General features: G+C 43.9%; 11 protein-coding genes. 7 read left to right on the top strand and 4 right to left on the bottom strand.

Annotated elements, in window-relative coordinates:
• Positions 1–4: 4 nt before the first annotated feature.
• Positions 5–1,051, bottom strand: coding sequence for a DHH family phosphoesterase (locus tag FKX85_RS06005; RefSeq protein ID WP_141613863.1), 1,047 nt, complete (start codon positions 1,049–1,051; stop codon positions 5–7).
• Between the two features lie 194 nt (positions 1,052–1,245).
• On the opposite strand from FKX85_RS06005, the gene FKX85_RS06010 reads away from it, so the two are divergent.
• On the top strand, positions 1,246–1,668 hold the full coding sequence (locus FKX85_RS06010) for a nucleoside-diphosphate kinase (protein WP_141613864.1): 423 nt from the start codon (positions 1,246–1,248) through the stop codon (positions 1,666–1,668).
• Positions 1,669–1,798: 130 nt separating this feature from the next.
• On the opposite strand, the gene FKX85_RS06015 is transcribed toward FKX85_RS06010, so the two are convergent.
• The 3 genes from FKX85_RS06015 to FKX85_RS06025 all read right to left on the bottom strand — a co-directional run bounded on the left by FKX85_RS06015 (position 1,799) and on the right by FKX85_RS06025 (position 6,181).
• Positions 1,799–3,880, bottom strand: coding sequence for a M48 family metallopeptidase (locus FKX85_RS06015; RefSeq protein ID WP_141613865.1), 2,082 nt, complete (start codon positions 3,878–3,880; stop codon positions 1,799–1,801).
• A 487-nt stretch (positions 3,881–4,367) separates the two neighbouring features.
• On the bottom strand, positions 4,368–5,426 hold the full coding sequence (locus FKX85_RS06020; protein ID WP_141613866.1) for a lysylphosphatidylglycerol synthase transmembrane domain-containing protein: 1,059 nt from the start codon (positions 5,424–5,426) through the stop codon (positions 4,368–4,370).
• A gap of 5 nt (positions 5,427–5,431) precedes the next feature.
• Entirely contained in the window at positions 5,432–6,181 is a 750-nt protein-coding gene (locus tag FKX85_RS06025) for a segregation and condensation protein A (protein WP_141613867.1), read from the bottom strand.
• A gap of 193 nt (positions 6,182–6,374) precedes the next feature.
• Between FKX85_RS06025 and dxs the strand changes: the two genes are divergently transcribed.
• The 6 genes from dxs to arsB all read left to right on the top strand — a co-directional run bounded on the left by dxs (position 6,375) and on the right by arsB (position 11,913).
• Positions 6,375–8,291, top strand: a complete 1,917-nt coding sequence (dxs, locus tag FKX85_RS06030; protein ID WP_141613868.1) for a 1-deoxy-D-xylulose-5-phosphate synthase — start codon at positions 6,375–6,377, stop codon at positions 8,289–8,291.
• 251 nt (positions 8,292–8,542) lie between these two features.
• Complete coding sequence (locus FKX85_RS06035) at positions 8,543–9,310, top strand: alpha/beta fold hydrolase (protein ID WP_141613869.1); 768 nt, start codon at positions 8,543–8,545, stop codon at positions 9,308–9,310.
• Positions 9,311–9,382: 72 nt separating this feature from the next.
• Positions 9,383–9,712, top strand: a complete 330-nt coding sequence (locus FKX85_RS06040; RefSeq protein ID WP_141613870.1) for an ArsR/SmtB family transcription factor — start codon at positions 9,383–9,385, stop codon at positions 9,710–9,712.
• Between the two features lie 48 nt (positions 9,713–9,760).
• Positions 9,761–10,225 (top strand): DUF6428 family protein, encoded by a 465-nt coding sequence (locus FKX85_RS06045; RefSeq protein ID WP_141613871.1) that lies wholly within the window; start codon positions 9,761–9,763, stop codon positions 10,223–10,225.
• Between the two features lie 18 nt (positions 10,226–10,243).
• Entirely contained in the window at positions 10,244–10,873 is a 630-nt protein-coding gene (locus FKX85_RS06050) for a low molecular weight phosphatase family protein (RefSeq protein WP_141613872.1), read from the top strand.
• Complete coding sequence (arsB, locus tag FKX85_RS06055; RefSeq protein ID WP_141613873.1) at positions 10,870–11,913, top strand: ACR3 family arsenite efflux transporter; 1,044 nt, start codon at positions 10,870–10,872, stop codon at positions 11,911–11,913. The genes FKX85_RS06050 and arsB overlap by 4 nt, the downstream gene beginning before the upstream one ends.
• Positions 11,914–12,104 lie beyond the last annotated feature (191 nt).

Here is a 12,104-nt window from a genome sequence, read left to right on the forward strand (position 1 = left end):
CTGATTAAACCTTGCCGGTTTCATTGACTAATTCTAGTTGATTTAATAATCGTTCTTGATTTTCTTTAATTAATTTTTCGAATCTTTCGATCGTATCTTTTAAGGAATCCATGGACTTGCCACCGGCGGCATTTCTATGCCCTCCACCGTCAAAATATTTGGCGGCAAATTTATTCACCGCCACGTTTTCGATCGAGCGGAAGGATATTTTCACCCCGTCTTTTCGCTCGGTAAACATAGCAGCGATTTTGATGCCGTCCAAGGAAAGAGCATAATTCACGAGCCCTTCTGTGTCTCCAGTCTGTGAATCATATTTTTTCAGGTCTCGCTTACTGATCCAAAAATAGGCCGTGTGCAGATCGGTATGGATGACCAGTCGCCTGGTTAGCGCAAACCCGATAAATTTTAGCCGGTTGACCGAATTGGTGTCGTATATCAGTCGGGAGATTTTGGAATTGTCCGCTCCCAAACCGATCAGCTCCGCCGTGACCATGTGGACATGCTTTGTGGTGTTTGGGTGTTTGAAGCCTCCTGTATCCGTCATGATGCCGGAATAGAGGCAATCTGCTATGTCACTATCGATCAGGTCTTTTTCGTCCATCTTCACGATCAGGTCGTATATCAGCTCACAGGTAGCCGCAGCATCTGTGCTCCAGTACTGGAAGTCGGCAAAATCCTCAGGATCTTGGTGGTGGTCGATGTTTACCTTGGTGGCATTGGCTTTTTTGACAAGCGCGCCAAGTTCGTTTATCCTGCTGAGGCAGGAAAAGTCCAGGCATATAATGATATCGGCAGCATTGATCAGCTCAATGGCTTCTTTCTGGCAGTCTTCTTTCTCAAAGTTCACCACATCATCATTGCCTTTCATCCAGTATAGGAATGAAGGATAATCTGATGGGGTGATCACCGTTACGTCATGTCCCTTCTTCTTCAGGTAATTTGACATTCCCAAGGAAGATCCCAAAGCATCGGCATCGGGCTTGTGGTGTGTGGTGATGACGATTTTCTTTGGTGAAGACAGTAGTTTTTTAAATGACTCTAAATCTAGCATCTACAATATTTTAGTAGCACTTTTTACAGTACACAAGACGCAAAGGTCTATATAATTTTTTAAAATTCCCAAATTTATATAATCGCCTTATACTGAATAAGATAACTTACAAATAATTGTAAATACTCTGAGTTTCCAGTAAAAACGCTAATTTTGCAGCCAAATATAAACCTTCATTTTCAAAACTAAACAAAATGGCAAGTAACAGAACTTTCACCATGATCAAGCCAGATGCATTTGCTGAAGGCAACTCAGGTGCTATCCTAAAAATGATCGAAGAGGCCGGATTTAAAATTGTAGCGATCAAGGCTACGCAGCTGTCTGCTGAACTGGCAGGTAAATTTTATGCTGTGCACAAAGAGCGTCCCTTTTACAATGACCTGTGCAATTATATGTCTTCAGGTCCGATCATCGCTGCCATTCTCGAAAAAGACAATGCCGTGGCGGACTTCCGAACGCTGATCGGAGCTACTAATCCTGCTGAAGCAGCTGAAGGCACCATCCGTAAACTGTTTGCCAAGTCCATCGAAGCGAATGCAGTACACGGATCTGATTCAGACGAAAATGCTCAAATCGAAGGAAGTTTCTTCTTCAGCCAGCTAGAGCACGTAAAATAAACGGAGTTTTCCCTACCGAACAGCCAAGGCGCCAAGGTCACCGGAAGTGAATATGTTCGCGCTGGCCTTGGTGTTTTGGTTTGTTGGGGGAAATATGGGTTTAGGGAGCCCGATAGTTGTATTAGTTGGGTTATTGTCCGGTTTCACTTTCAGAGACCTTCTTTATCAAATCTGCTTGATATTCCAATAGGTTTCTCTTCATCACAAAGTAACTTCTTGAGAGAAGAACAGCATAAAAGTTCATAGCGGTAAATAGTACCTCAAGGTTTGCATCGAAGTAAGTTTCATTCCCAAAATATTTCCATGGCTTACTGAGGTATTTCTCAAAGGCCTCTTGCATCTCTATGGTTACTTCCTGCCGAAAAGCAGGATCTTCCAGAAAACCCTGCAGTTCATTTTTAAGATGCTCTTCCAATGGTTTGATCCTTTCAAAATTGGAATGGATCTGGTCAAAGGGTGTAGTTACACTGACGAAGTCCAGTTTAGCCATTAATTGTGAGTATAATTCATATTTGGAGTCAAATGCTTTGTCAAACTCAAAAAAATCCCGATAACATTTTTCTAAACGTTCCGCTTCTCCTGATTCCTCGGCCAAATACCGGAAAAACCAGTAAACCTGTTCGTCGTTTATTTTGATTCCCGCATTTATTTCCTCTAGTTCCTGCTCAAGTCGTTTGATCAATTTCCTGCTTTCCCTTCTCGTGTATTTTTTCCCATCATAGTCAAATGTCTTCACCTTGACCGTTTTTTCTGCGATCTGTTTGAGTGTTTCAATATCATTCTGCAGGTAAATGGCCGAATATACCATGTCCACTTTGTCCAGATTAAACAATTCATTTAGATGAGCTTTCCGGACGGAACTGTTTAGTACGGAATTCATTTCAAATGGAAGAGGATTCTTGTGGTCGTAATAGCCATTATAAATTTTAGAGAAGGAGTTGCTTAAAAGCTCTTCACGAAATGCTTCACTGAAATCATTTTCTGTAATAACTTCCACCGCTCCCTCGTAAACGACATCCTTAAATGTGTGTTCTGTCATCAGTTTCTCAATACTTTCAGCATCCTTAAAAATACTATTGCCTTTGGCCGGATCATTTGACCTTTGGGTGACCTTGTATTGATCTAATTTTGCAATTCTCTCTTCTGTGCTCGGGTGAGAAGCCCATTGGTCTTTGATGACCAACTTCGATTTATTGAACTTGTTCAATTCATTCAAAGCGACTTCTGGCAACTCATTCACTAAAGGAATGTCATTGTACGTGGCCAAAAATCTGAGTACAAAGGATTGATTTTCATAAATGTTGGCACTCTTATGGTTTTTCTTGACCCTACCTTCATAAAAATTCAATACACTATCAAGCGAATGCTCTGCCACTGAAGCCCGCAGTAGTGAAGACTTTAATGGCTCCGCCCCGACCACATTGGCGGCGATCTCATCAGCATGAAACTCCATCTCTCTGGATAATGCCATATACTGTTTGTTCACCAGCTCATAAAGCTTTCTCAAGACCCACTGGATTGCGTTTACCAATTTCAGTGTTATACCTACAAAAATGGTAAAGTAACCGGTTATGCTCGCCCATTTGTGGACAATTTTCTCGTACGAATCATTTTCATACAACAGATTATAAATTACTTGGTTAACATGGTGAACATAGCTTCCGACCTTCATGGTATGCTGCGAAAAGTGACCGAATTCATGAGCTAATATCGCTTTAAGCTCATTTTTCGTTACCGTGTTTACCAGCCCCATTCCAATTTGCAGGTTTTTCTTGATGGGTAAAAACATACTCCAAAAGTTCGAATCATAGAAAACCGCCGCATTTACGTCAGCAGACAGGTAGACTTTTTTTGGAAAGGATGTCTCCACTTCTCTTACGATTTCACCGATCATTTCAAAAAGCATCGGTTCATCTTTTTCTTTCACCTCTATCAGATGAGAGCGGTCAACTTTATGGGATGTAAACATGAATTTCAGTAAGAAAATAAGCACCAAAAAACCTAGACTGGCCAAGCCTGTCCCTAACAGAAACGTGACAAGGTTCGCATAATTGGCCACAAGGGAGAGTCCCAAATAAACACATAGCACGGTTAAGCCAATAGTTAAAGTCAGTAACAGAAAATAGGTGAAGGCAAAAAGCCCAATTGCAACAATTGATTTTATCGTCTGAGTTCTGAACTCAGGCGATAATTTGATTTCGATCTTCCTCATGTAGTTTCTTTTTTATCGTAAGCATTTCCCAGCTTACCGTATCCATCTTTATTCAAAGGTTAAAAAGCAATTTAAATAAAAAGAGGTTGAAAAATATAATTTGATCAAATCTGGATAAGAAATCAATATAGCTACTTGCTACAGACAGGTCTGCCTGGAGACGGGCTCAATGTGAACCGTCCCGTGAAATTCCGATGAATGCGGGACGGAACAAGTGCGAACGCTCTTTGGTTTTGGCGGCAGCCTGTATGCTCTATTGACATCTTTGCGGCCAAAGCCATTCTCCAAGCCTACATTGCTGAAATTGGCTTACTACACAGTCTCTTATGTTCAGTATCTAAAGTTTACAGCGCATGGACACGTGCATGATCCCACTTAAATCGCTGCGCTCTCCGTGTCTCTGCGGTTTGTCTAAAATCTAATATCTCACATCTAAAGTATTTTCTTGGTTTCGCCTTGATACTTACATCCAGCTACTTGCTACTCCCTACTCTTTTTCTTTTTTCTTAAAAAACACCTGACGGATCCACCTTGGCAGGAAAATAGCACCTAATAGCAGGTAAGGATAGTAGGAAAACATCCTCCACAGGATACTGGTCACGAAGGTGTAGTTTGACAGGAACTCATAGAAAAACTGGGCAAAGAAAAACTCTGCTGTGCCGCTGCTGCCAGGAGTAGGGGAAATCATCATCACGACCCACATGATGATCTGTCTGGCAAAGACCAGAATATGTTCTGTAAAGCTCAGATCCACATAAGCTGTCATCAGGGCATTGAGCATCAGGTAACGGGATGACCAGATAAAAACAGTGGCTACGGCAATGGTAATCCAATACTTTGCCTTTTTGCCTTGTAGCTCCTTACTCGATTCGATGATCTGATTGCCGTATTCACTGGCATGGTGTTTCCACTTGCGGATCCAGCGAATACTGAAAAGCTTCAGCAGCACCCACTTAAAGACCCTCGGGCGGTAAAATAATGCTGCGGCCATAATCAGGGAATACAGCGCATAGAGGGAGTAGCTCACCCAAAAGATATAGGTTAAACTCTTGCCTAGCCTAAGCTCCAGTACATGGCTTTCGGGAAAGATGCTTCCTTGTGCAAAATACAACACGATGGGAGCTCCAATCACAAAAAACAGATTGTCCAGAATAGCGGTCACCATCACAAAGGCGATTGCTTTTCCCAGCTTGATGCCCTCCTTGTGGAGAATAAATACCGCTACGGCTGTCCCCCCTACGATGGAAGGCGTCACGGCTGAGGCGAATTCCCAGAGAATGATCACATAAATGGCCCTCGTCCATGTAAGCCGCTTGTCAGTGATCTCCCTTATCCGAAAGACATATCCTGCATCGCGCATAAAGATCACCAAAACAGCCAGCAAAATAGGTGGCCAGGAAGCATCGAAAACACTGCGGAGGTTTTCGCGTGTGATGGAGGGGTCAGAGTAGAACATCACAAAGACAATCCCTATCCCTAAGAGCACAGGTATCCATACCTTGTTAGGGTTAAGTGTCTTGAAGATCTCTTTATTGTCTAACTTCATAAAATTTATACTGCTGGGATTTCCTCTAATTTCTCTACCCAAAAATTATTGAAGCCTTCTCCCAGCTTGATGGTCACCAACGAAAGTTGAAGGAGTTCCAAAATGGCCAAAAATGTATAGATCACAAAGATCTTGTCAGGCTTATACTCAATAAACTCCGTGAAAGGCATTCGCTTTTTAAAACTGATCTTGTCCAGGACGAAATTTTTTTGTTGGTCAATAGTGTAGGGGTATTGCACCACTGTGTGTTTGGTTTCATCAGTCCTGGCTGCATATCGGGCCATGACGCGCTGAAAGACCTTGAGAATTTTGTACAGATCCAAGTCCTGGATTTCGCTTTCCACATCATCGGCCTTACTGAGTTCTTTAAGTTCTGAGGCGATATTGCCCCTTTTCTCCCTGGTCATGCGGGCAGCTTCCATCTCTGTGAGCTCACTGATGACGGATTTATACTTCTTGTATTCCAGCAGGTGCTTGATGAGCTCCTCTCTGGGGTCGATCTCTTCACCATTCTCATCCAGTTCAGGCCTGGGGATCAGTAGTTTTGATTTGATCTTCATTAGCGTGGCAGCAACGAGGATAAATTCACTGGCCACTTCGATCTCCATTTGTTCCAGGTGTTTGAGGTAATCCAGGAAATCATGGGTGATTTTGGAAATAGGAATATCGTAAATATCCAGCTCATCCCGCTCGATAAAGAACAGAAGCAAATCGAAAGGCCCCTCAAATAGCGGTAATTTGATCTCGAAACTCACTGGATACTATTAAATTTCTCTTAATTTTGCGATCAGATTGAATATCAAAGATATTACATTAATACAAAATTCTATATGCGACGGTTCAAAATCGGCAAGAAAACTTGCAGATAAAAAATTTGGCTGAATTTTGGCTATATTAAAACAATCATTTACCGTCACAGTTACTTGTTAAGAAGGGATATAAACCGCAATGCTAATAGAACCAGGAAAATTACTTGCCCAAATCAACTCTCCTGCTGACCTGAAGCAGTTTAGAAAAGACCAGCTCGTTCAGATTTGTGAAGAGTTACGTCAATATATCATTGACAGTGTCTCTGTGTATGGAGGCCATTTTGGAGCGAGCCTGGGCGTAGTGGAATTGACTGTGGCATTGCACTATGTGCTCAACACCCCTTCGGACCAGCTTGTCTGGGATGTCGGCCACCAAGCATACGGCCACAAAATCCTCACCGGAAGAAGGGATAAATTCTATACCAATAGGCTTTACAAAGGGATTTCGGGGTTTCCCAAAAGAAAGGAAAGCGAATACGATGCTTTTGGAGTAGGACATTCCAGTACGTCGATTTCTGCTGCCTTGGGAATGGCTATGGCGTCTAAATACAAAGGCGATGGACTTAAGCAGCACGTGGCCGTCATTGGTGATGGCTCCATGACGGGCGGAATGGCGTTTGAGGCCATGAACCACGCGGGTGTTTCGGATACCAATATGATCATTGTCCTAAATGACAATTGCATGTCCATTGACCCTAATGTGGGAGCGCTCAGGGATTACCTGACAGACATCACCACTTCCCAGACTTATAACAGGTTCAAGGATGACCTTTGGAGGATTTTGGGTAAATTCAGCAAATTCGGATCCAGTGCCCAAGAGGTGATTTCCAAAGTGGAGGGAGCCGTAAAATCGGCCCTTTTGCACCAGAGTAATTTGTTCGAATCGCTTAACCTACGCTATTTTGGCCCAGTGGATGGCCATGATGTCAACCATCTGGTGGAAGTGATGAATGATCTCAAAAAAATTCCTGGCCCCAAGATTTTACATTGCCTGACAGTGAAGGGCAAGGGCTATGACCTGGCCGAAAAAGACCAAACAAAATGGCATGCACCCGGTAAATTTGATAAGATTACCGGTGAGATAGCTAAGAAAGTATACGATACCCCGCAGCCCCCGAAATACCAAGATGTGTTTGGGCATACATTGGTGGAGCTGGCGGAGGAAAATGATAAAATCCTGGGCATTACGCCTGCCATGCCTTCCGGATCATCCATGAATATCATGATGAAAGCCATGCCGGACAGGGCTTTTGATGTAGGTATCGCCGAGCAGCATGCCGTGACTTTTTCTGCGGGACTGGCCACGCAGGGCATGAAGCCTTTTTGTAATATTTACAGCACCTTTATGCAGCGTGCCTATGACCAAGTGGTGCATGATGTCTGTTTGCAGAATTTGCCAGTAGTATTTTGTCTGGACAGGGCAGGATTTGCCGGTGCTGATGGCCCCACGCACCATGGTGCCTATGATCTGGCCTATTTCAGATGTATCCCCAATTTGGTGGTGGCAGCGCCAATGAACGAAGAGGAGCTCCGAAACATGATGTACTCTGCATCTGTTTATGATGGGCCGTATTCCATTCGTTATCCCCGTGGCCAAGGAGTCATGCCTGACTGGAGGAAGCCTATGCGTGAGATTGCCGCTGGGCAAGGGCGCATTGTCCGGGAAGGGGATGATGTGGCGATTTTGACCTTGGGGCATATTGGAAATTATGCAGTAGATTCCTGCGATATGCTCGCCAAAGAAGGATTGAACCCCGCTCATTATGACATGCGGTTTGTAAAACCACTGGATGATGAGCTGCTGCATGAAGTTTTTGGAAAATTCAAGAAAGTCATCACCTTGGAAGACGGTTGTCTCATGGGAGGTTTTGGAAGTGCTGTCCTGGAATGGATGATGGATCATGATTACCAAGCGCAAGTCAAGCGACTGGGGATTCCAGATGCGGTTATCGAGCACGGTACCCAGCTGGAACTGCACAGGGAATGCGGAATGGATCCTGACGGTATTGCCGCAGCAGTAAGGACACTCGCAGCGCCTGTTTCGGCCAAACACTGATGTGGGGTGGGGGAAGCGTTACTTCTACAGGTAATCACCCCGAAATCATCCCGCTGGTACTATTGTAAAATACTCCGACTCTGTCATCGTATACACATGGTTTTGCAAGATCCCTTCCCGATGTATCGGGACGGCAGGCGTTTTGTCCTCAATATCCATCGGGCAGGTTATCTCGCTGCGACGAGGGAATTTTGGGAATTAACGATAAGCTGATAAAGTAGGTAACCATACTTTATCATTAACTTCATTTTATGACTGCTACGATTGAATACACCGACCAAGGGCACGGCAAGGCCGTCATTTTTATACATGGTTTCTGTGAGACCAAGGAAATGTGGGGGAAATTCATCGAGGCCTTTTCCGGTGAATACCGGGTGCTCTGCCCTGACCTGCCTGGTTTTGGCGAATCCCGCTGGTTTGAAGAAACCATTTCCATGGAGCAAGCAGCCGATATGTTAAGGGACTGGATCAAGGATCTTGGGTTGGAAAAACCAGTCGTCATTGGACATTCGCTTGGCGGTTATGTGGCCTTGGCCATGGCGGCGTTGATGGGAGATGAGCTCGGAGGATTGGGGCTTTTTCATTCTACCGCTTTTGCAGATGATGAGGAAAAAATCGGTGTCAGAAACCGCACACTTACCTTTGTAAAGAAACATGGTGTAAGGGTATTTGTGGACTCCTTTGTTCCTCCGCTGTTTACCGAAGCGCACCGTGCATCCATGGATGATACCATTCAGGAAGTGGTTCAACTGGCGCGCAAAACCACTTATGAGGGGTTGGTGTCCTTTACTAAGGCCATGCGGGACCGAAAAGACCGAATGGATATACTCCGTGGTTTTAGTGCAAAAAAGTTGATGATTGCGGGTGTGCTTGACGGTGCTGTCAAAATAGATTCCAGCAGAAAACATCAGGTTTATGTGGATTATTACCACGAACTCCCAAACGCAGGTCACATGGGGATGTTTGAGGAAGAAAAAGAAACCCTAAAAATGGTAAGGGAGTTTTTGGAGATTGGATAATCATTACATCATTCGCTAGCCTTGGATTTGGAATTTATTTATCGTAATATTGCGATGTAACAATAAATAAAAATGGGACTAGCTAAAACAGATATCTTTTCAGCAGAGCAAAATGGCATCGCTGCTTATGCCAAGGTATTCGGGCATCCAGCCAGGGTCGCCATTTTGCAGCACCTATTTAATATGAATGCCTGCGTATGTGGTGACCTGGTCTTGGAGATCGGATTGGCGCAGCCTACCATTTCCCAGCACCTAAAGGAACTCAAGCAACTTGGCTTGATCAAGGGAAACGTGGAAGGCACGAGTGTTTGCTATTGCATCGACAAGGAAAACTGGCTTAAAATGAAGGAAACCATGATGGCGTTTTTGGATCAGGATGTCGCTAGTTTGGATTGTTGTTAAAAAAAATTGCCTTCTTTTATCGTTATATCGCAATAAACAAATTAAGCTATGAAACTATCAGAAGTAAAATCAGTATTAAACAACTTGGAGAGAATTGGTTTTCAGCTTCCGGACGGGAGCTTGGTGCCAGGCCATTTTCACGTAACAGAAGTTGGAAAAGTGACCAAGCATTTTATTGATTGCGGGGGAACAATCCGTGATGAGGAGGTGGTGAACTTTCAGCTTTGGAATGCAGATGACTACGACCACCGGCTACATCCTGGAAAGCTGGTGCATATTATTGAACTTTCTGAGAAAACCCTTGGCCTCCCGGACGCAGAAATAGAGGTGGAATACCAAGGAGAAACCATTGGGAAGTTCGGACTGGACTTTGATGGCACAAATTTCCTTCTGACCACCAAGCAAACCGATTGCTTGGCCAAAGATCAATGCGGTATTCCTTCCCAAAAGCCCAAGGTCAGAATTTCTGGCGGACAGTCCAATACATGTACTCCAGGCGGAAACTGTTGCTAATGTCCTAAAATTATGATCATGAAAAAAACATTATTTCAAGACCTGGTATCCACCATTAATGAATTAGAGAGCGATAATATTGCGGAAGATCGCAAGTTAAGGCTTCAGCCATTGGTGGACTATATTCAGGGAAAGGTAGATAGAAATGAACCGATCTTACTGAACTTTATCTGCACCCATAATTCTCGAAGGAGTCATTTAGCGCAAGTATGGGCGCAGTGTATGGCTTATTTTTGGGGGATCGATCAGGTCAAAAGTTACTCTGGAGGTACGGAGGCTACTGCCTTATTCCCCAAAGTAGCCGAAACCCTATCCAATCAGGGATTTAAGGTAGTAATACTACAAGAAGAAGCAAATCCAGTTTACAGCATAAAATATGCTGGCAATACGCATCCAGTGATTGGTTTTTCCAAGAAGTGGGATGATGGGTTTAATCCAGGTTCAGGTTTTGCAGCAATCATGACTTGCTCCCAAGCCGATGAAGATTGTCCTTTTATTGCTGGCGCTGAGCAGCGAATCGCCATTACCTATGATGATCCCAAAGCCTTTGACGGCACACCGCAACAGTCAGAAAAATACTTGGAGAGAAGCCTTCAGATCGCTTCGGAAATGTACTATGTATTTTCGAAAATTAACAGCCCATCATGAAAGCAGGTAAAAAATTGAGTTTTCTGGACAAAAACCTCACTGTGTGGATATTTGTAGCTATGGCTGTGGGTGTCGGTCTTGGATACTACATCCCCGCGATACCTGCCAATGTGGAAGCGCTCAGTCATGGCAGCACGAATATCCCCATTGCTATTGGGCTGATCCTGATGATGTACCCACCACTGGCCAAAGTGAACTATTCATTACTGCCCAAAGTCTTCAAGAACACTAAAATTTTATCCGTATCGCTGTTGTTAAACTGGGTGATTGGTCCGGTGCTCATGTTTCTCCTGGCGATATTTTTTCTAAGGGATTATCCAGAATATATGGTCGGACTGATCCTGATTGGTTTGGCTCGCTGTATTGCCATGGTTTTGGTCTGGAATGACCTGGCAGAGGGAAGTAGCGAGTATGGTGCTGGATTGGTGGCACTGAACAGTATTTTCCAAGTCTTTTTTTATAGCTTTTATGCTTGGATATTTATTACAGTGCTCCCTCCGTATTTTGGCTTTGATGGTGTCTTGGTGGATATTTCCATTCAGACGATTGCTGAGAGCGTGGCCATTTATCTGGGGATTCCGTTCTTGATGGGAATATTGAGCAGGTACTTCCTGATCCGGGCCAAGGGAGAAGATTGGTACACCAACACATTTATTCCGGCTATTTCTCCCATGACACTAGTTGCCTTGCTATTTACGATCGTGGTCATGTTTTCGTTAAAAGGTGAACTGATCATGGAAATCCCGGCTGATGTGGTGATCATTGCTATTCCTTTGATGGTGTATTTTACTGTGATGTTTATCATCGGTTTCTTTGTCACCAAAGCGATGGGCGCCACCTATGACAAGACTGCTGCGGTGGCTTTTACCGCTGCAGGAAATAACTTTGAGTTGGCGATAGCTGTGGCCATAGCCGTTTTTGGCTTAAATTCAGGCCAGGCATTCGCAGGTGTCGTTGGTCCTTTGATAGAGGTGCCGGCCTTGATCCTGTTGGTACGAGTGGCTTTCTGGCTACGCAAAAAGTACTTCACGTTCACGTAAGAAAGTGATAGCACGCAGACGACGCAGCATTAGCAGATATTACACAGAAAATTATCAGTGATAATCTCTTTAATCAGCGTTCATCTGCGTGCCATTAAACCTTCTTAAACCTGGATTATGCATTAGTCTATTTATTACGACCTGAAACTACTTTAAAATCACACGCTTTGCTCTATTTTTCAACATCACCA

Source organism: Echinicola soli, from assembly GCF_006575665.1.
Taxonomy (GTDB): Bacteria; Bacteroidota; Bacteroidia; order Cytophagales; family Cyclobacteriaceae; genus Echinicola; species Echinicola soli.